Origin of the sequence: Burkholderia savannae (assembly GCF_001524445.2) — a bacterium.
Taxonomy (GTDB): Bacteria; Pseudomonadota; Gammaproteobacteria; order Burkholderiales; family Burkholderiaceae; genus Burkholderia; species Burkholderia savannae.
This window is the reverse complement of sequence record NZ_CP013417.1, coordinates 2,020,407-2,040,158: the sequence shown is the minus strand read 5'-3', so window position 1 is coordinate 2,040,158 and position 19,752 is coordinate 2,020,407. Positions and strand designations below refer to the sequence as shown.

Annotated in this window: 14 protein-coding genes; 11 read left to right on the top strand and 3 right to left on the bottom strand. The window is 68.9% G+C overall.

Annotated elements, in window-relative coordinates:
- Positions 1 to 62 precede the first annotated feature (62 nt).
- The 3 genes from WS78_RS09970 (at position 63) to WS78_RS09960 (ending at position 2,566) form a co-directional block, all read left to right on the top strand.
- The gene (locus WS78_RS09970; RefSeq protein ID WP_059575068.1) at positions 63 to 878 is read left to right on the top strand and encodes an ABC transporter substrate-binding protein; all 816 of its coding nucleotides are present in this window, start codon (positions 63 to 65) and stop codon (positions 876 to 878) included.
- 216 nt (positions 879 to 1,094) lie between these two features.
- Positions 1,095 to 1,820, top strand: a complete 726-nt coding sequence (locus WS78_RS09965) for an amino acid ABC transporter permease (RefSeq protein WP_059575147.1) — start codon at positions 1,095 to 1,097, stop codon at positions 1,818 to 1,820.
- Positions 1,821 to 1,822: 2 nt separating this feature from the next.
- Complete coding sequence (locus WS78_RS09960) at positions 1,823 to 2,566, top strand: amino acid ABC transporter permease (protein WP_038743088.1); 744 nt, start codon at positions 1,823 to 1,825, stop codon at positions 2,564 to 2,566.
- A 358-nt stretch (positions 2,567 to 2,924) separates the two neighbouring features.
- On the opposite strand, the gene WS78_RS09955 is transcribed toward WS78_RS09960, so the two are convergent.
- Together WS78_RS09955 and WS78_RS09945 are read right to left on the bottom strand one after the other, a co-directional pair.
- Positions 2,925 to 4,283, bottom strand: a complete 1,359-nt coding sequence (locus tag WS78_RS09955) for a M23 family metallopeptidase (RefSeq protein ID WP_059575066.1) — start codon at positions 4,281 to 4,283, stop codon at positions 2,925 to 2,927.
- Positions 4,284 to 4,603: 320 nt separating this feature from the next.
- Positions 4,604 to 5,263, bottom strand: a complete 660-nt coding sequence (locus WS78_RS09945; protein ID WP_038743086.1) for a TetR family transcriptional regulator — start codon at positions 5,261 to 5,263, stop codon at positions 4,604 to 4,606.
- 149 nt (positions 5,264 to 5,412) lie between these two features.
- Between WS78_RS09945 and WS78_RS09940 the strand changes: the two genes are divergently transcribed.
- From WS78_RS09940 to WS78_RS09905, 8 genes are all read left to right on the top strand, one after another.
- Complete coding sequence (locus WS78_RS09940; RefSeq protein ID WP_038743085.1) at positions 5,413 to 6,612, top strand: MexX/AxyX family multidrug efflux RND transporter periplasmic adaptor subunit; 1,200 nt, start codon at positions 5,413 to 5,415, stop codon at positions 6,610 to 6,612.
- Between the two features lie 16 nt (positions 6,613 to 6,628).
- Positions 6,629 to 9,760, top strand: coding sequence for a multidrug efflux RND transporter permease subunit (locus tag WS78_RS09935; RefSeq protein WP_059575064.1), 3,132 nt, complete (start codon positions 6,629 to 6,631; stop codon positions 9,758 to 9,760).
- A gap of 5 nt (positions 9,761 to 9,765) precedes the next feature.
- On the top strand, positions 9,766 to 11,373 hold the full coding sequence (locus WS78_RS09930; RefSeq protein WP_059575145.1) for an efflux transporter outer membrane subunit: 1,608 nt from the start codon (positions 9,766 to 9,768) through the stop codon (positions 11,371 to 11,373).
- A 489-nt stretch (positions 11,374 to 11,862) separates the two neighbouring features.
- Positions 11,863 to 12,402: a hypothetical protein gene (locus WS78_RS35745; RefSeq protein ID WP_156437594.1), complete on the top strand. Its 540-nt coding sequence runs from the start codon at positions 11,863 to 11,865 to the stop codon at positions 12,400 to 12,402.
- Positions 12,403 to 12,920: 518 nt separating this feature from the next.
- Complete coding sequence (locus WS78_RS09920) at positions 12,921 to 13,433, top strand: fimbrial protein (protein WP_038743082.1); 513 nt, start codon at positions 12,921 to 12,923, stop codon at positions 13,431 to 13,433.
- 151 nt (positions 13,434 to 13,584) lie between these two features.
- Entirely contained in the window at positions 13,585 to 16,026 is a 2,442-nt protein-coding gene (locus WS78_RS09915) for a fimbria/pilus outer membrane usher protein (protein ID WP_197419479.1), read from the top strand.
- A 33-nt stretch (positions 16,027 to 16,059) separates the two neighbouring features.
- On the top strand, positions 16,060 to 16,809 hold the full coding sequence (locus WS78_RS09910; RefSeq protein ID WP_038743080.1) for a fimbrial biogenesis chaperone: 750 nt from the start codon (positions 16,060 to 16,062) through the stop codon (positions 16,807 to 16,809).
- Positions 16,806 to 17,831, top strand: a complete 1,026-nt coding sequence (locus tag WS78_RS09905; protein ID WP_059575012.1) for a fimbrial protein — start codon at positions 16,806 to 16,808, stop codon at positions 17,829 to 17,831. The genes WS78_RS09910 and WS78_RS09905 overlap by 4 nt, the downstream gene beginning before the upstream one ends.
- A gap of 51 nt (positions 17,832 to 17,882) precedes the next feature.
- On the opposite strand, the gene WS78_RS09900 is transcribed toward WS78_RS09905, so the two are convergent.
- On the bottom strand, positions 17,883 to 19,637 hold the full coding sequence (locus WS78_RS09900) for an ATP-binding cassette domain-containing protein (protein WP_038743078.1): 1,755 nt from the start codon (positions 19,635 to 19,637) through the stop codon (positions 17,883 to 17,885).
- Positions 19,638 to 19,752: the final 115 nt, after the last annotated feature.

Sequence of the window (19,752 nt, the reverse complement as noted above, 5' to 3'; positions counted from 1 at the left end):
GCGTCGCTCATCCGGCCGGACGCGTCGCGCCGGCACCTTCCTAGAACAAGAGAAACGCGCCAATGAAACTCAAGCCACTCGCTACCTGGCTCATCGGTTTGTCGCTCGTCGCCGCGCATGCGGCCGCGCACGCGGACCGTCTCGACGACATCAAGAAAGCCGGCGTGCTGCGCGTCGCGACGTTCGACAGCAACCCGCCGTTCGGCTTCGTCGATCCGAAGACGAACCGGATCGTCGGCCTCGACGTCGACTACGCGCAGGCGCTCGCCGACAAGCTCGGCGTCAAGCTGAAACTGCAGCCGACCAATCCCGCGAACCGCATTCCGTTCCTGACGTCGGGCAAGGTCGATCTCGTGCTCGCGAACTTCACGATCACCGACGAGCGCGCGAAGCAGGTCGACTTCAGCATTCCGTATTTCGCGTCGGGCCAGCAGTTCCTCGCGAAGAAGGGCGCGCTGAAATCGGCCGACCAGTTGAGCAGCCTGCGCATCGGCGCGGACAAGGGCACGACGAACGAAGTCACGCTGCGCGAGAAGTATCCGAAGGCGACGATCGTCGCGTACGACGACACGCCGTTCGCGTTCGCCGCGCTGCGCGCGGGCAACGTGCAGGCGATCACGCAGGACGGCCCGAAGCTGATCGGCCTGCTCGCGAACGTGCCGGACAAGCAGAACTACGAGATTCCGGCGTTTGCGATCTCGAACGACTACATGGGCGTCGGCGTGCCGAAGGGCGAGACGCGGCTCGTCGCGTTCGTCAACGGCGCGCTGAAGGACCTCGAGGCGAACGGCCGCGCGGGCCGGATCTACGACGCATGGTTCGGGCCGGGCACGAAGACGCCGCTCACGCGGATCTTCAAGATCGGCGACAAGAGCTGAGCGCGCGCGCGATCCGCGCCCGACGCTCTCGCGTGCGAAGCCGGGCGTGCGCAAGACGCGCGCATTCGGCGTCGCGCGGAGCCTGGCGCGGGCCGCATGCAAACCGCACGCGGCCCGCAATCGAATCGTGCATGATCCGTGCGCGATCGCGCGCGGCCGGCGCCTCACCCGACACGCAACATGCGGCCGCCTCGCCGGCGGCCCGAAGCAGACAAGATGGACGCCTGGCTCGCTCCGAAGTATCTGATGTGGTTGTGGCAGGGCTTCCTGCTGACGCTCGGCCTGTCGCTCGCGGCGGCGGTCACGGCGACGTTCGCGGGCTTCGCGCTCGCGATCGCGCGGCATGCGAGGCGCGCGTGGCCGCGGCGCGCGGCGGCCGCTTACGTCGTCGCGTTTCGCAACACGCCGCTCGTCGTGCAATTGCTGTTCTGGTATTTCGGCGTCGCGTCGCTGCTGCCGGAGCCGCTGATGGCCTGGCTGAACGCGCGCCACGCGATCGCGGCGGGCGGCGTGGAGCTGCGTTGGCCGTCGTTCGAATTCGTCGCCGGCTGGGTCGGCCTCAGTTGCTACACGAGCGCGTTCGTCGCCGAGGAGTTTCATGCGGGGCTGCGCGGCGTGCCCGCCGGGCAGTATCACGCGGCGAGCGCGCTCGGCCTTTCGCCGCTGCAGACGTTGCGCTTCGTCGTGCTGCCGCAGGCGGTGCGAATCGCGCTGCCGCCGCTCTTCGGGCAATACATGAACCTCATCAAGAACTCGTCGCTGACGATGGCGATCGGCGTCGCCGAGCTGTCATACGCGTCGCGGCAGGTCGAGACCGAGACCTTCCGGACGTTCGCCGCGTTCGGCGTGTCGACCGTGCTGTACGTCGCGGCGATCGCGGCAGTCGAAGCGTTCGCGCAGTGGATGGTCCGGCGTCGCGATCGCACGTTCGCGGGGCGCTGACGATGGATCTGTCGATACTCGCGAACAATCTGCCGTACCTGCTCGTCGGCGCGTTTCCGGACGGCCCGCTCGGCGGCGCGGCGCTGTCGCTCGCGCTTGCGCTCGCATCGGCGCTCGCGTCGGCCGTGCTCGGCGTCGCGGGGGGCGTCGCGCTCGCGCTCGCGACGGGCGCGCTGCGCGGCGTGCTCGTCGTCGTGATCGGCTTTTTCCGCGCGATTCCGGTGCTGATGCTGATTTTCTGGACGTACTTCCTGCTGCCCGTGTTGCTGCACGCCGACGTGCCGGGGCTCGCGGCCGTCGTGTGCGCGCTGTCGCTCGTCGGCGGCGCGTATCTCGCGCACTCGGTGCACGCGGGCATTCGCGCGGCGGGCGACGGGCAGTGGCAGGCGGGGCTGTCGCTCGGGCTCACGCGCTGGCAAACGGTGCGCCACGTGCTGCTGCCGCAGGCGGCGCAAATCATGACGCCGTCGTTCGTCAACCAGTGGGTGTCGCTCGTGAAGGACACGTCGCTCGCCTACATCGTCGGCGTGCCGGAGCTGTCGTTCGTCGCGACGCAGGTCAACAACCGGCTGATGGTGTATCCCGCGCAGATCTTCCTGTTCGTCGGCGTCATCTATCTGATTCTCTGCACCGCGCTCGACGTCGCGGCGACGTGGCTGCTCGCGCGCAACCGGCGCGCTTCGCCGCGCGGCGGCGAAGCGCCGCATGCGGGCGCCGCGCAGCCGGCATCGAGCGGGCCGAGGTAGCGTCGCGGCTTCGCCGCAGCTCGACGAAAGGCGCGGGAGGGCAGGGGCGCGTCGTCTTGGCGAGCGGCGCGATGGAGCTCGACGCATGCACGCATGCATCCATTCGACCCATTCGACCCATTCGACGCATTCGACGCGCGCGGCGTGTCCGGCGTAGGCGCCGCCAGCGACGCATCGAGCTCGATGCGTCGACATCGATGGCGCGTGCGACGCCCACGACGCCGGTCACGGCAACGCATGCGCCTGGCGACGAGCTTTTCGCGGCGGCCACGAGGCGTAGCCGAATGCGTCGCGTCGCGCCGCGCGAATCGAGATCCCGCGCACCGGCGCACGCGGGGTTTTGCACGCTACCGCATCGTCACGACGACGCGTAATGCGTGTTGAAGATCGCGCGCAGCGTCGACGAATCGGTCGCGAACTCGGCCCACAGCGGCGCGTCGATCTGCGCGAAGCCGAGCGGCCGCGCGTCGCTCGACGCGAGCCGGAAGCGCGCCTCGCTCGCGACGCGGCGGAACGCGTCGAGCTGCATCGCCGACAGCGTGTTCTGCGCGTCGGCGAGCGCGACGAGCGGATCGACCGGCTGATCGTCGACGCGCACCTCGAAGTGCAGATGCGGGCCCGTCGCCGCGCCCGTCGCGCCGACCGCGCCGATTCGCTGGCCCTGCGCGACCGTCATCCCGGCCTCGAGCCCCGGCGCGAACGCCGACAGGTGCGCGTAGTAGGTCGACGTGCGATCCGGATGATCGATCACGACGTACTTGCCGTAGCCGCCCGGATCGTAGCCGACGAACGACACGACGCCCGCCGACGCGGCGTTCACGCGCGTACCGGCCGGCGCGGCGAGATCGACGCCCGTGTGCATCTGCAGGATGTGCGACAACGGATGGATGCGCTCGCCGAAGTACGAGCTGATGCGCGTGCTGACGACGGGTATCGTGAGCGCGGGCGCGTCGAGCGGCGCGCCGTCGAACGCGTAGTACGCGCCGCTCGCCGCGCCGGGCGCCTTGAACCAGACCGCGCCGAAGCGGCGGCCCGCGACGCGCAGCTCGAGCGCCGTCACGCGCGGCTTGGCCGATGCGGCGTCGAACGCGATCCGGTAGCGGTCGCCCGGCTGCGCGTTCGCGTGCGACTGCACGCGGTCGGCGATCAGGTCGCCGATCTGTATCCGCACTTCGGGCGGGATGTCGATCCGATTGAGGGTATCGGCGAGCGACTGCTCGATCGGCCCGGCGCGCACGCCGCTGTCGATCGGCGCGAGCACCGAATCGGCGAGCGAGAACGCGCGGCTGCCGTAGCCGAGCAGCTCGTTGCGGTGCTCGGCGAGCGGCGCGAAGAGGCCGGGCGGCGCTTGGCCGGGCATCGGGGCGGCGGCCGACGCAGCGGTTTGCGCGGCGAGCGTTCGCAGCGGCGCGTCGGGCGGGCTTTGCTCGCCGATCACGCGTTCGAGCTCGCCCGTGACGAAGCGCTGCGCGCTCGGAAACGGCGCGTCGGCGAACACGCGCTGCGGCGCGCGCGCGGCGTTCGCGGTCGACGAATCGGGCGGCTTCGACACGGCGGGCAACGCCGCGAGACCGAACGCGATCAGCGCGCCGAGCGCGCCCGCCGTGGGCAGCTTGCGTCTGAGCGATCGGGCAGAGGCGGCTTGCGCCGGCGATCCGGCGACGGACGCGGGATCGTCGGAAGAAACGAAAACGGTATGCGCGATTGGCTTGGCCAAGGGGGTCCACATCCTTGAAAAAGGCAGTTCGAACGAAAGGGTGTGGGCGGCGGCTGCGGCGAGGCACGCGTCGGGGCGGGCCGGCAGCGCCAGGGCGTTCAACGCAGCGGGGCGCGATCACGACCGGACCGCGCCCCGCTGCGCGCCGTTCGGCCCAACGACGCGGACCATGTCCGCTCCGAACGGCGATTCGAATTCCGAGGGTTCAAACCCATATGAAGAATCGACACCAGCTAGAGTGACCGCCGCGCGCGCGCAATTGTTCCGCAGTCTTGACGACTTTATAAAGGGGCCCGACTGTCGATGCGCGGCGTGCACGCTCAGCGCGCGGCCGTGCGCGCCATGCAATCTTCGGCGACGCGCAGCGCGGGCGACACGCGCAGCGCGTCGACGCCCGCGTCGAGCATCGCTTCGGCATCGTCCCAGCGGTCGCCGCGCAGCCGCGTCGTCCAGATCATCGAGCCGAAGATGCCTTCGAGCAGCGACAGCAAATAGACGCCCGCGAGATGCACGTCGAGCGACGCGTCGAGTTCGCCCGCGCCGACCGCGCGGCGCAGCAGCGCCTTCGTGATCCGCAGCGCCTGCAATTCGTAGAGCGCGCGCCGGCGCAGCAGCGGCGCATTTTCCTCGCTCTGCTCGCACTTCATGTAGAGGATCTCAAGCACGCGCTGCATCGAGCCCGGCTCGCCGCATTGATGCAGGTAGTGCGACGCGGCGAAGCGCAGCGTCGCGAGCGCGGGCCGCTCGTCGGACAGCTCGAAGCCCTCGACCGCGCGCGAGAACGCGCGGTCGCACATCGCGACGCACACCTCGGTCTTGCCTTTGAAGTGCCCGTAGACGGCTCCGCGCGACATCCCGGCCGCCTCCGCGATGTCGGCCATCGCGGTCTGGCCGACGCCTTTCTCGAGCAGCACGAGCTCGGCGGCGTCGAGGATTCGGTTCTTCGTGTTCAACGATTCTTCGCGCGTCTTGCGGGCCATGTGGGTCGATTCTCCCTTTCTTTCGATTGTTTGTCGCTTTATTACGACATTCTATCAAGCGACACTATTTAATCAGTCGTGACTGATTATAATCGATCGCCCTGACCGGCCCCGATTTGTCCCGGGCCGAGCGAATCGCGAGGAAAACAATGACATACGAATGGGCACGCACGCGTCGCAGGTGGGCGGCGCTCGCCGCCGCGGCGTTCATCGCGGCCGGCTGCGGCAAGCGCGAAAGCGGCGACGAGGCAGCCGCGCCGCGCGAGGCGAGCGTCGTCACGGTGAAGAAGACGTCGGTGCCGCTCACGGTCGAATTGCCGGGCCGGCTCGACGCATACCGGCAGGCGGAGGTGCGCGCGCGCGTCGCGGGCATCGTGACCGCGCGCACGTATGAAGAAGGGCAGGAAGTGAAGCGCGGCGCGGTGCTCTTCAAGATCGATCCCGCGCCGTTCAAGGCGGCGCGCGACGCGGCCGCGGGCGCGCTCGACAAGGCGCAGGCCGCGCATCTCGCGGCGCTCGACAAGCGCCGCCGCTACGACGAGCTCGTGCGCGACCGCGCGGTGAGCGAGCGCGACCACACCGAGGCGCTCGCCGACGAGCGGCAGGCGAAGGCCGCCGTCGCGTCGGCGCGCGCGGAGCTCGCGCGCGCGCAGCTCGAGCTCGACTACGCGACCGTCACGTCGCCGATCGACGGCCGCGCGCGCCGCGCGCTCGTCACGGAAGGCGCGCTCGTCGGCCAGGATCAGGCGACGCCGCTCACGACCGTCGAGCAGCTCGATCCGATCTACGTGAACTTCTCGCAGCCGGCCGCCGACGTGGAATCGCTGCGGCGCGCGGTGAGGAGCGGGCGCGCGGCGGGCATCGCGCAGCGCGACGTCGAGGTGACGCTCGTGCGCCCGGACGGCAGCGCGTATGCGCGCAAGGGCAAGCTGCTGTTCGCGGATCTCGCGGTCGATCCGTCCACCGACACGGTGGCGATGCGCGCGCTCTTCCCGAATCCGGAGCGCGAGCTGCTGCCGGGCGCGTACGTGCGGATCACGCTCGATCGCGCGATCGCGCGCGACGCGATCCTCGTGCCGCGCGACGCGCTCCTGCGCGCGGCCGACAGCGCGACCGTCAAGGTGGTCGGCGACAACGGAAAGATACGCGACGTGACGGTCGAGGCCGAGCAGATGAAAGGCCGCGACTGGATCGTCACGCGCGGGCTCGCGGGCGGCGAGCGCGTCGTCGTCGACGACGCCGCGCAATTCGAAGCAGGCGCGACCGTGAAGGCGGTCGAGCGCGGCGCGCCCGCGCAACCGGCGTCGCAGCCGGCCGCGGCGGGCGCGCCCGCGAAGCGCCAAACCTGACAAGCACGACACGATCATGGCTCGTTTCTTCATCGGTCGCCCGGTGTTCGCCTGGGTGATCTCGCTATTCATCATGATGGGCGGCGTCTTCGCGATCCGCGCGCTGCCCGTCGCGCAGTATCCGGACATCGCGCCGCCCGTCGTCAGCATTTACGCGACATATCCGGGCGCGTCCGCGCAGGTCGTCGAGGAATCGGTCACGGCCGTGATCGAGCGCGAGATGAACGGCGTGCCCGGCCTGCTGTATACGTCGGCGACGAGCAGCGCCGGCCAGGCGTCGCTGTACCTCACGTTCAAGCAGGGCGTGAGCGCCGATCTCGCGGCCGTCGACGTGCAGAACCGCCTGAAGACCGTCGAGGCGCGGCTGCCCGAGCCCGTGCGGCGCGACGGCATCTCGGTCGAGAAGGCGGCCGACAACATCCAGCTCGTGGTGTCGCTCACGTCGGAGGACGGGCGGCTGTCGGCGGTGCAGCTCGGCGAATACGCGTCGGCGAACGTCGTGCAGGCGCTGCGGCGCGTCGAGGGCGTCGGCAAGGTGCAGTTCTGGGGCGCCGAATACGCGATGCGGATCTGGCCGGACCCGGTCAAGATGGCGGCGCTGAACCTGACGGCGTCGGACATCGCGGCCGCCGTGCGCGCGCACAACGCGCGCGTGACGATCGGCGACATCGGCCGCAGCGCGGTGCCCGACAGCGCGCCGATCGCGGCGACCGTGCTCGCCGACGCGCCGCTCGCGACGCCCGACGCGTTCGGCGCGATCGCGCTGCGCGCGCGCGCCGACGGCTCGACGCTCTTCCTGCGCGACGTCGCGCGCGTCGAGTTCGGCGGCAACGACTACAACTATCCGTCGTTCGTGAACGGCAAGACGGCGACCGGCATGGGCATCAAGCTCGCGCCGGGCTCGAACGCGGTCGCGACCGAGAAGCGCATCCGCGCGACGATGGACGAGCTGTCGACGTTCTTCCCGCCGGGCGTCAAGTATCAGATTCCGTACGAGACGTCGTCGTTCGTGCGCGTGTCGATGAGCAAGGTCGTGACGACGCTCGTCGAGGCGGGCGTGCTCGTGTTCGCGGTGATGTTCCTCTTCATGCAGAACCTGCGCGCGACGCTGATTCCGACGCTCGTCGTGCCCGTCGCGCTTCTCGGCACGTTCGGCGCGATGCTCGCCGCGGGCTTCTCGATCAACGTGCTGACGATGTTCGGGATGGTGCTCGCGATCGGCATCCTCGTCGACGACGCGATCGTCGTCGTCGAGAACGTCGAGCGGCTGATGGTCGAGGAAAAGCTGCCGCCGTACGAGGCGACCGTGAAGGCGATGAAGCAGATCAGCGGCGCGATCGTCGGGATCACCGTCGTGCTGACGTCGGTGTTCGTGCCGATGGCGTTCTTCGGCGGCGCGGTCGGCAACATCTACCGGCAGTTCGCGCTCGCGCTGGCGGTGTCGATTGGCTTCTCGGCGTTTCTCGCGCTGTCGCTCACGCCGGCGCTCTGCGCGACGCTGCTCAAGCCGGTGGCCGACGACCATCACGACAAGGGCGGCTTCTTCGGCTGGTTCAACCGCTTCGTCGCGCGCTCGACCGGCCGCTACACGCGGCGCGTCGGGCAGGTGCTCGAGCGCCCGCTGCGCTGGCTCGTCGTCTATGGCGCGCTGACGGCGCTCGCGGCGCTGCTGATCACGAAGCTGCCGACCGCGTTCCTGCCGGACGAGGACCAGGGCAATTTCATGGTGATGGTGGTGCGCCCGCAGGGCACGCCGCTCGCGGAGACGATGCAGAGCGTGCGGCGCGTCGAGGAATACGTGCGCGGCGAGGAGCCGAGCGCGTACACGTTCGCGCTCGGCGGCTTCAACCTGTACGGCGAGGGGCCGAACGGCGGGATGATCTTCGTCACGCTGAAGGACTGGAAGGAGCGCAAGCGCGCGCACGACCAGGTGCAGGCGATCGTCGCGCGGATCAACGAACGCTTCGCGGGCACGCCGAACACGACGGTGTTCGCAATGAATTCGCCCGCGTTGCCCGACCTCGGCTCGACGGGCGGCTTCGATTTCCGCTTGCAGGATCGCGGCGGGCTCGGCTACGCGGCGCTCGCCGCCGCGCGCGAGAAGCTGCTCGCCGACGGGCGCAAGAACCCCGTGCTCGCCGATCTGATGTTCGCCGGCACGCAGGACGCGCCGCAGTTGAAGCTCGACATCGATCGCGCGAAGGCGTCGGCGCTCGGCGTGTCGATGGACGAGATCAACGCGACGCTCGCGGTGATGTTCGGCTCCGACTACATCGGCGATTTCATGCACGGCGCGCAGGTGCGCCGCGTGATCGTGCAGGCCGACGGGCCGCACCGGCTCGATCCCGACGACGTGACGAAGCTGCGCGTGCGCAACGCACGCGGCGAGATGGTGCCGCTCGCGGCGTTCGCGACGCTGCAATGGACGATAGGCCCGCCGCAGCTGACGCGCTACAACGGCTTCCCGTCGTTTACGATCAACGGCTCGGCGGCGGCCGGGCACAGCAGCGGCGAGGCGATGGCGGCGATCGAGCGGATCGCGTCGGCGCTGCCCGCGGGCGTCGGCTATGCGTGGTCCGGGCAGTCGTACGAGGAGCGGCTGTCGGGCGCGCAGGCGCCGATGCTGTTCGCGCTGTCGGTGCTCGTCGTGTTTCTCGCGCTCGCGGCGCTGTACGAGAGCTGGTCGATTCCGTTCGCGGTGATGCTCGTCGTGCCGCTCGGCGTGATCGGCGCGGTGGCGGGCGTCACGCTGCGCGCAATGCCCAACGACATCTATTTCAAGGTGGGGCTGATCGCGACGATCGGGTTGTCCGCGAAGAACGCGATCCTGATCGTCGAGGTCGCGAAGGATCTGGTCGCGCAGGGGAGGTCGCTCGCCGACGCGGCGCTCGAAGCGGCGCGGCTGCGGCTGCGACCGATCGTGATGACGTCGCTCGCGTTCGGCGTGGGCGTGCTGCCGCTCGCGTTCGCGACGGGCGCCGCGTCCGGCGCGCAGGTCGCGATCGGCACGGGCGTGCTCGGCGGCGTGATCAGCGCGACGCTGTTCGCGATCTTCCTCGTCCCGCTCTTTTTCGTGTGCGTCGGCCGCGTGTTCGACGTGAGCCCGCGCCGCCGCGGCGGCGCGAATGCGGCCCTGGAGATCAAGTGAAAGCGATGATGACACCTCTGTCCGTGCGAAACGGATCATGCCGTTCGGGGCGGCCGGGCGCGCCTCGGGCGTGGCCGATCGCGCTCGCGGCGGCGCTTGTCGCGGGCTGCACGCTCGCGCCGCGCTACGAGCGGCCGGCCGCGCCCGTGCCGGCGAGCTATGCGCGAACGGACGCGGCGGCGTCGCGCGATGCGGCGGCATCGGCGGCCGACGGCGGCGCGCGCGGCATGCCCGGCGCGCGTGACGCGGCGAACGCGAGCGGCGCGCACGAGATGCATGAGCTGCACGAGCTGCAAGAGGTACACGACACGCACGACACGCACGACATGCGCCTCGACGACTGGCGCGCGTACTTCACCGATCCGTCGCTGCGCACGCTGATCGACGCGGCGCTCGCGAACAATCGCGACCTGCGGATCGCGACGCTGCGCATTCAGGAAGCGCGCGGCCTGTACGGCGTCGCGCGCGCGGACCGGCTGCCGTCGATCGACGGCAATCTCGGCTACGAGCGCACGCGCCAGTACGACCCGGTGCTGCGCGAGAGCGCGACGAGCACGCTGTATCGCGCGGGCGTCGGCGTGAGCGCGTTCGAGATCGATCTGTTCGGCCGCGTGAAGAGCCTGTCCGACGCGGCGCTCGCCGAATACTTCGCGACGGCCGAAGGGCGGCGCGCGGCGCACATCAGCCTGATCGCCGAGGTCGCGTCCGCTTACGTGGCCGAGCGCGCGCTCGTCGATCAACTGGCGCTCGCCGAGCGCACGCTCGCCGCGCGCGACGCGACGTACGCGCTCACGCAGCGCCGCTACGCGGCCGGCACGAGCACGGCGATCGAGCTGCGCACGGCCGAGATGCTCGTCGCGTCGGCGCGCGCGTCGAAGGCGGCGCTCGAGCGCGAGCATACGCAGGCGACGAGCGCGCTGAAGCTGCTCGCGGGCGATTTCACGACGACGTTGCCCGCCGGCGCGCCCGCGCTCGACGAGTTCGCCGTCGCGCCGGTGTCGCCGGGGCTGCCGTCGGATCTGCTCGAACAGCGGCCGGACATCCGGCAGGCCGAGCAGCGGCTCGTTGCGGCGAACGCGAACATCGGCGCCGCGCGCGCGGCGTTCTTCCCGCGCATCACGCTGACCACCGACGCCGGTTCGGTCAGCGATGCGTTCTCGGGGCTCTTCTCGGCCGGCTCGAGCGTGTGGACGTTCGCGCCGCGACTCACGCTGCCGATCTTCGCGGGCGGGCGCAATCGTGCGAACCTCGACGTCGCCGACGCGCGCAAGGACATCGCGGTGGCCGACTACGAGAAGACGATCCAGACGGCGTTTCGCGAAGTCGCCGACGCGCTCGCGGCCCGCGATCAGATCGACGCGCAGCTCGCCGCGCAGCAGGCGGCGTACGGCGCGGACACCGAGCGGCTGCGGCTCGCGCAGCGGCGCTACGGCAGCGGCGTCGCGAGCTATCTCGAACTGCTCGACGCGCAGCGCAGCACGTTCGAATCCGGGCAGGAGCTGATTCGCCTGAAGCAGCTGCGGCTCACGAACGCGATCGCGCTGTATCGCGCGCTCGGCGGCGGCTGGTCGCGCGCCGCGTGCGGTGGCGGGGACATCTGTCCGCAAGCCTGAGCTAGCGTTCGAGCTGATCGGGCGCGCCGCGTGGCCTCGGCATGCGTGCCCGTCGGCTCAGGTAGTGCGCCGTGCGTGGCGTTGGCGCGTCGCAGCGTCGGATTCGTTGCGCGCCGGTGCGCCGCTGTCCTGGTTCGCTGAGCGGTGAGGGCCGATCGTCCGGCCGTTGTGACGCTCGGCACGTCGATACGGAGGTCGATACGCGGGTCGATACGCACGTCGATACGCACGTCGATACGCAGATTCGGCGCGGCAAGCGCCGCTAATCGACCCGCGCGCGTCGCCCGCGCGTGAATTCGCGAAGCATTCCCGCGACGCCGAACGCGTCGCTTCGCATCCGCGCCGCGGTTTTCAATTCTCGTCTTGTTGCCTCGCTGATTCCGCGTGGGCGACGCGCGCCCGCGAAATCCTATCCACCGCCTGCGCATTGCGCATCATCGCCCGGCTAACGGGCGCTCTCGCGCGTTAGCCGGGCCGGCCGCGTCGGCCGTGCGCGATCCGCATATTGGCGGCCTTCGCGATGCGCAACACGCGATGCGCACCCGTCGGCGAGCCGCACCGCTGCCGCTCGGCATCGTCGGCGAAGCGCCCGGCGCTCGCGCTCGGCGGGCGATCCGGCCGCTTCGCTTTCCGTTTCGCTTCCCGCTTTCCGCTTCGCTTCGCACGTCGCTTCCCATTGCACGCGTGACGCCGTTCGAACGTGCGTCGGCCGATCGTCTCGATCGGGGTAGCTCGCGCCAGCGCGCCGCCATCTCGCAACCCCGCGCGGCGCTCGATCGATTCGGGGCCCGCCGGCGCGTTGCGGATCGCATCCGGCAGCCGCCGAATCGCCGAATTGCCCCGATCCGCACGGCGGGGGAGGGCCGCCCCCGAGCGAATTCCACGGTCTTTTCGTTCGGCGACATCGGCAAACGTTTGAGCACGCGCACTCTCAATCGGCAAACGATTGCAAATGAATTAAGTCGCGAATCGACTTATCTCATAAATACAAATGTGCAATTTAATTGTCAAATAAATTCAAATTCATGAATATTGAAATGATTGCATAAAATGAAAACATGTGGGCCGTGAGATTTCATGGATTCGCAAACGATTGCGTCAATAATTTTTAATGAGATTGATATCTCATAATTGATTGAAAGGAATTTTTTGACGTTGCGATTTGACAACTCTTACAGAAAAGTCAAAAAGCAAACGTCTCTTCGGCACCTCGGGGCAGATCTGTCGGCGGCCTTCCATACCTATGTCGACACGCCGGAGAAAGGCCAATATTCCCAATTAAAACAATGCATTAACATCAAATAATCGGAGTCGCCGCTTGGCGTAAAAGTGCGGCAAATCGCCGCATTTCCGAAATTCTCCGGCACCACGAGCAAATCGTTTGTAAGGCGATAATCTGACAATGATTTACAAAATACTTTCCAAATCATATTGATAATTCGGCCCGTCGCGACGAACCAGGCCAACGCATTGCGGCGCATTTCCTTGCATTGCGAACACGTCCGACAAATCGTCAAAACCTCATTAGTCACGTTACGGAATCAGCCATGAAAAAAGCACTCCTGTCCGCCGTCGCCTTCGCCGCCCTGTCCACATCGGCGTTCGCCGCCGGCAACGGCATCATCAACTTCACGGGCGAGATCGTCGCGGGCGCATGCGGCATCGACGCGGGCTCGGTGGATCAGACCGTGCGTCTCGGCTTCGTCCCGACCAACAAGTTCAAGGCGGCGGGCGACAAGTCGACTCCGCAGAACTTCGACATCAACCTCGTCGACTGCGACACGAGCGTCGCGAAGAACGCGTACTTCACGTTCACGGGCACGTCGAACGCGACGCAGCCGAAGCTGATCGCCACTGTCGGCTCGGCGAAGAACGTCGGCATCCGCCTGCAATCGGCGTCGGGCGAAGATCTCGACAACGGCGTGGAGCAGAAGGGCCCGCTCGTGCTGAGCAACGGCACGAGCGTCGCGCGCTTCTCCGCGATGTACGAAGCGACCGCCGCGAGCGTCACGCCGGGCACGGCCGACGGCGTCGCGAATTTCACCGTTCGCTACCAGTAAGCCCGCGCGGCTCGACGAGCCGCCCAGCGAGGAAAGGGCGCGCGCGCCCCTTCCTCGCGCGAATCCTTCTCGCATTCCCGTTTTCCCCGCGATCCCCATCCCGTTACGGTTTCAGTCAGTCGGCGTGCGAATCAGACTTTTCTTCCTCTGCGTGTCCATGCTGGTCGCCGGCAGCCATGCCCGGGCGACGGAGTTCAATTCGTCGTTCCTGAGCATCGACGGCAAGAACGAAGTCGACCTGTCGCAGTTCGCGCAGGCGGACTACACGCTGCCGGGCACCTATCTGCTCGACGTGCAGGTGAACGACGTGTTCTACGGCCTGCGGCAGATCGAATTCGTCGGCGAGCGCGAAGGGGCGGGCGCGCGCGCGTGCATCACGCCCGAGCTCGTCGCGCAGTTCGGCCTGAAGAAGTCGCTCGTCAACGACATGCCGCGCGTGATGGGCGGGCGCTGCGCGGATCTTTCCGCGATCGAGGGCGTGACGATCCGCTACCAGAAGGGCGAAGGGCGCCTGAAAATCACGATTCCGCAAGCGGCGCTCGAATTCACCGACACGTCGTACCTGCCGCCCGAGCGCTGGAGCGACGGCGTGAGCGGCGCGATGCTCGACTATCGCGTGCTCGCGAACGCGAACCACGCGTTCGGCGGCGGCGCGCAGCAGAACAACTCGGTGCAGGCGTACGGCACGATCGGCGCGAACTGGGGCGCGTGGCGCTTTCGCGGCGACTATCAGGCGCAGACGAACGCGGGCGGCTCCGTCTACGCGGACCGCGCGTTCCGCTTCAACCAGCTCTACGCGTACCGCGCGCTGCCGTCGATCCAGTCGACGCTGTCGTTCGGCGAGATCTACGTCGATTCGGACATCTTCAGCACGTTCTCGATGTCGGGCGTTGCGCTGAAGAGCGACGACCGGATGCTGCCGCCGTCGATGCGCGGCTACGCGCCGCTCGTCACGGGCGTCGCGCGCACGAACGCGATCGTCAAGGTGATGCAGGACGGCCGCGTGCTGTACATGACGAAGGTGTCGCCGGGCGCGTTCGCGCTGTCGAACCTCAACACGAGCGTGCAGGGCACGCTCGACGTCGTCGTCGAGGAAGAGGACGGCTCGGTCCAGCGCTTCCAGGTCGCGACCGCGTCGGTGCCGTTTCTCGCGCGCGAAGGGCAACTGCGCTACAAGAGCGCGCTCGGCAAGCCGCGCACGTTCGGCGGCGCGGGCATCACGCCGTGGTTCGGCTTCGCCGAGGCCGCGTACGGGCTGCCGTTGGACGTGACCGTCTACGGCGGGCTCATCGCGGCGTCCGGCTACACGTCGGTCGCGTTCGGCGTCGGCCGCGATTTCGGCCGCTTCGGCGCGCTGTCGGCGGACATCACGCATGCGCGCGCGACGCTCTGGTGGAGCGGCCGGACGAAGCACGGCAACTCGTACCGGATCAACTATTCGAAGCACTTCGACGCGCTCGACGCCGACGTGCGCTTCTTCGGCTATCGCTTCTCCGAGCGCGACTACACGAACTTCCAGCAGTTCTCGGGCGACCCGAGCGCGTCGAGTCTCGCGAACAGCAAGCAGCGCTATTCGGCGATGCTGTCGAAGCGCTTCGGCGACACGTCGGCCTACTTCTCGTACGACCAGACGACCTACTGGGCGCGCCCGTCCGATCAACGCATCGGCGTGACGCTCACGCGCGCGTTCTCGCTCGGCGGCCTGAAGAGCGTGAACATGAGCTTCTCCGCGTTCCGCACGCAAGGCGCGGGCGGCGGCGGCAACCAGGTGTCGCTGACGGCGACGCTGCCGCTCGGCGAGCGCCAGACGCTCACGTCGAGCGTGTCGGCCGGCCAGGGCGGCACGAGCGTGAACGCGGGCTACATCTACGACGGCATGAACGGCCGCACCTATCAGCTATACGGCGGCACGACCGACGGCCGCGCGTCGGCCAACGCGAGCTTGCGGCAGCGCACGCCTTCCTACCAGCTCACCGCTCAGGCGTCCACGGTCGCGAATTCGTACGCGTCGGCGTCGCTCGAGCTCGACGGCTCGTTCGTCGCGACGCGCTACGGCGTGACCGCGCACGCGAACGGCAACGCAGGCGACACGCGCCTGCTCGTGTCGACCGACGGGGTGCCCGGCGTGCCGCTGTCCGGCACTTACGCCCGCACGAATGCGCGCGGCTTTGCGGTGATCGACGGCGTGTCGCCGTACAACGTGTACGACGCGGCCGTGAGCGTGGAGAAGCTCGGCCTCGACACCGACGTGACGAACCCGATCCAGCGCACCGTGCTGACGGACGGCGCGATCGGCTACCTCAAGTTCAACGCGGCGCGCGGGCGCAACGTGTTCGTCACGCTGACGGGCGACGGCGGCGCACCGGTGCCGTTCGGCGCATCGGTGCAGGACGCCGCGACCGGCAAGGAGCTCGGCATCGTCGGCGAGGCCGGTGCCGCGTACCTGACGCAGGTGCAGCCGCGCGCGAAGCTCGTCGTGCGCGCCGGCGCGAAGACGATCTGCACGCCCGCCGCGCTCCCCGACACGCTGCAGCTCGACGGCACGCCCGCGCCCGTCGCTTGCGAATCCGCGACGCAGCACGCGTCGCGCTGACCGATCCGAACGACCGAACGACCGAACGACCCGATGACGACCATGACCCCACGACTCCTTTCCGTTTCGAACGCGCGGCGCGTGGCCGCCGCGCTCCTCGCCGCGCTCGCGGGCGCCGCGCATGCGGCGATCGTGCCGGACCGCACGCGCGTGATTCTCAACGAAGGCGAGCAGGCCGCGATCGTGACGATCTCGAACAAGAGCGACGCGTATCCGTACCTCGTGCAGTCGTGGCTCGAGGACGAGCACGGCAACAAGATCACGACGCCGCTGATGGTCGTGCCGCCGCTGCAGCGCGTCGAGCCGAAGGAGCGCAACGTGCTGCGGATCGCGCGCATGCCGGGCGCGGCGCTGCCCGCCGATCGCGAATCGGTGTTCTATCTGAACATCCGCGAGGTGCCGCCGAAGACCGACACGCCGAACGCGCTGCAGATCGCGCTGCACACGCAGATGAAGCTGTTCTACCGGCCGGCCGGCGTGCAGCCCGCGCGCGACGAGGACCCGACGCTGCCGATGACGCTGCGCGTCGATGCGGCCGCGCGCCGGCTCGTGCTCGACAATCCGACGCCGTATCACATCACGGTCGTCGCGCTCGCGGCGGGCGCGAACAAGGCGCCGCTGCCGCTCGATCCGGTGATGGTGAATCCGAAGAGCGCGGCGAGCGTGCCGTTCTCGGCGTCGGCGGCGGGCGGCATCGCCGTTACGCACGTCGACGACTACGGCGGCCAGGTCACGGTCGAATACGCGTGCGACGGCAACGCATGCCGGAGCGTGAAGCAATGAGCGCGCGCCTGCGTTTTCCGCCGCGGCGCATGCCCGGCTGGCTCGCATGGATGTGCGCGGCGCTGCTCGTCGCGCTCGCGCAGCCCGCGTGGGCCGTGCGGTGCCTGACGAACAGCGGCCAGAGCTCGCTCACCGAGCCGATCGGCAACGTCGCGTCGTATCCGACCGACGCGCCCGACGGCTACGTGATCTGGATATCCGCGCCGCGCACGACGGACGGCTATTGCTACAAGGATCTCGGCGGCAAGGGCAATCTGGATATCGTCGACAACATCTACTTCTACGCGAATCCGGACGGCAAGAATCCGGCCGCGTGGGGGCTCGAGATCGGCATCCGCTATCAGGGCGTCGATCATTTCGGCGCGGGCAGCCGCCCCGGCACCGGCGTGCCGACGGGCTTCGCGGTGCCGCCGTGCCCGCAGGCGGACTTCAACGCGAAGCGCTGCCCGAAGATTCCGATCAGCATCACGTACCAGGTGGTCGTGCGCAAGAAGGGCGCGTGGGTGCAGCCGCCGAGCGACGTCTACACGGTGTTCCAGTTCGACGGCGAGAAGGGCTTGAACAACACGAACCCGAGCTTCCAGTACCGGCTGAGCGGCCTGCAGAACCTGAAGCCGACGCCGTGCATGGTCGACGTGACGGTCACGCCCGAGCCGGGGATCGTCAAGTTCGGGCAGATCCAGGCGTTGGGCAACGGCTTTTCGCCCGCCGTGCCGCGCAAGCAGTTCAGCCTCGCGCTCGCGAAGAAATGCAGCGTCCCGGTGCGCGTCGACGGTTACTTCGAGACCTCGCAGACCGTGCGCAACGGCCTGCTCGTGCCGCAGAGCGACAGCAACTTCGGCATCGGCATCGAGGACAGGAACGGCACGGCGATTCCGTTCAACCAGCAGTTCGTGCTCACGCAGATGCCGGGGAACGTGTCGTATCAGAACATCGTGCTCGACGCGGTGCTGAAGTCGTTCGGCGCGCCGAAGATCGGGCCGTTCACCGGGACGGCGACGATTCGGCTGTTCATCTACTGAGCGCGCCCGACCGGCCCGCGGCCGCCGCCGCGCACCGATGCCCCCCGAGCGTCATGCGTTCGACACCGCCGGTTCGGGCTGGCGGCGCCAGAACGTGCGGTACTCGTCGCAGGTATCGATGAGGCGCCGATGCGGGCCCGCCGCGACGAGCCGCCCGGCCGACAGAAACAGCACCTGGTCGGCCGCCTCGACGTTCGCGATACGGTGGGTGATCAGCACGAGCGTCGTGCGTCCGCGAAGACGCTCGCGAAGCATCGCGATGCCGAGCGCGTCGCTGTGCGGATCGAGCCCCGAGGTCGTTTCATCGAGGACGATCGCGGGGACGTCGACGCCCATCAGCCTGACGAGCTCGACCTTCTGCACCTGGCCGCCCGACAGGCGCGCGCCGCCTTCGCCCACTTCGCCGTCGAGATCGATGCGCCGGCCGTCCTTGTGGAACGCGAGGCGTTCGAGCAGCCGGGTCGCGTCGTCGTCGGTGAGCGTCGACGGGTAGTAGCGCACGTTCTCCCGCAGCGGGCGGTTGAAAAGCGCGACGTCCTGCGGGACGTATAGCGCGAAGCCGCTGCGCGCGGCGTCGTCGACGCCGTACAGGTCGACGCCGTCGTATGCGACGACGCCGTCGTCGGGCGGCAGCAGCCCGGCGACGATCTTCGCGAGCGTGGACTTGCCCGAGCCGTTGTGGCCGACGATCGCCGTGTAGCTGCCCGCCGGCAGGTCGAACGACAGCGGTTCGATCGCGAAGCGATCCGCCCGGCGAAACGCCAGCCGGCGAACCGCGATGTGCGCGGCCGAGCCGCCCGGCTGCGCTCGGGCGGCGCCGGCAGCGGGCGCGCGGGGCGCGATCTCGAGCGCTTCGCGCACGTTCGCGAGCGCCGCGCCCGCCTGGCGGAGCACGAACCCGTACGCGCCGAGCGGCAGCGCGAACTGCAGCACGTAGGTCTGCAGCAGCATGAAATCGCCGAGCGTGATCCGCGCGGCCGCGATGTCGCGCACGCACAGCACGAACATCGCCGCCATGCCGAGCGCGATGATGCCGTACTGATAGACGGCCGCGCGCGTGAGCAGCCACGACCGCCGCCAGTTGACGTCGAGCCGCGCGCCGGCTCTCGCCGCGACGTAGTCGATCTCCCGCGGCACCGCGCCGTTGTAGACGACGCGCGGCGCATTCGCGAGCACGTCGCCGAGCGCGGCCGACAGCGCGCCGGCGGCCTCGTTCGTCGTCGCGGCGCTCTTCTCGTACTGCTCGGCCGACAAGTGGGAGAACAGGAAATAGGCGGCCAGCACCGCGAACAGGATCGCGGCGTACCGCAGCGGCATCAGCAGCGAGATCAGCGCGAACGCGACGGCGAGCTGGATCACGACGGGCGTGATCTTCCACAGCACGCCTTCGACGATCACCTGCAGGCTGTACGGCAGGCGTTCGAGGAGGCCCTGCACGTAGCCGCTGTCGGCGCACGCGCGGCCGGCGAGCGCGGGAAGCTGCGCGCGCAGTGCACGACGCAGCAGCGCGTTCGACGCGGCGTTGACGATCCGGCCGGTGTACGCGAGCAGGACGATCGACGAGATCGCGGACGCGGACCACAGCACGGCGAACAGCACGATGTCGACGGACGCCTTCACGGTGTCGAAATGCGGGCGCGACAGCTCGTCGACCGCGAGCTTCAACGTGACCGGGCCGAGCAGCATGAACGCCGACGTCAGCGCCTCGATCAGCACGCCGGCGACGATCAGCTTTCTCGCATTCGTTTCCTTGTCGAGCATCAGACGGACGACGTCCGCCAGCGAGCGTAGTGCGGCAAGTTTCATGTCGATTCGCAATCGTGCCGGAAAACCGGCGTTCGGGACGGGAGGGCGGGCATCTCGGCGCGCGGCGGCGCGATCCGCGGCCGCAACGAATGCAACGAATGCAATGGCGAGGGCG

Bases quoted from the DNA above. Each gene is read 5' to 3' on its own strand.
- WS78_RS09965 (WP_059575147.1), top strand. From the start codon at position 1,095: ATGGACGCCTGGCTCGCTCCGAAGTATCTGATGTGGTTGTGGCAGGGC.
- WS78_RS09910 (WP_038743080.1), top strand. From the start codon at position 16,060: ATGACGACCATGACCCCACGACTCCTTTCCGTTTCGAACGCGCGGCGC.
- WS78_RS09900 (WP_038743078.1), bottom strand. From the start codon at position 19,637: ATGAAACTTGCCGCACTACGCTCGCTGGCGGACGTCGTCCGTCTGATG.
- WS78_RS09930 (WP_059575145.1), top strand. From the start codon at position 9,766: ATGATGACACCTCTGTCCGTGCGAAACGGATCATGCCGTTCGGGGCGG.
- WS78_RS09945 (WP_038743086.1), bottom strand. From the start codon at position 5,263: ATGGCCCGCAAGACGCGCGAAGAATCGTTGAACACGAAGAACCGAATC.
- WS78_RS09970 (WP_059575068.1), top strand. From the start codon at position 63: ATGAAACTCAAGCCACTCGCTACCTGGCTCATCGGTTTGTCGCTCGTC.
- WS78_RS09960 (WP_038743088.1), top strand. From the start codon at position 1,823: ATGGATCTGTCGATACTCGCGAACAATCTGCCGTACCTGCTCGTCGGC.
- WS78_RS09920 (WP_038743082.1), top strand. From the start codon at position 12,921: ATGAAAAAAGCACTCCTGTCCGCCGTCGCCTTCGCCGCCCTGTCCACA.
- WS78_RS09905 (WP_059575012.1), top strand. From the start codon at position 16,806: ATGAGCGCGCGCCTGCGTTTTCCGCCGCGGCGCATGCCCGGCTGGCTC.
- WS78_RS09935 (WP_059575064.1), top strand. From the start codon at position 6,629: ATGGCTCGTTTCTTCATCGGTCGCCCGGTGTTCGCCTGGGTGATCTCG.
- WS78_RS09940 (WP_038743085.1), top strand. From the start codon at position 5,413: ATGACATACGAATGGGCACGCACGCGTCGCAGGTGGGCGGCGCTCGCC.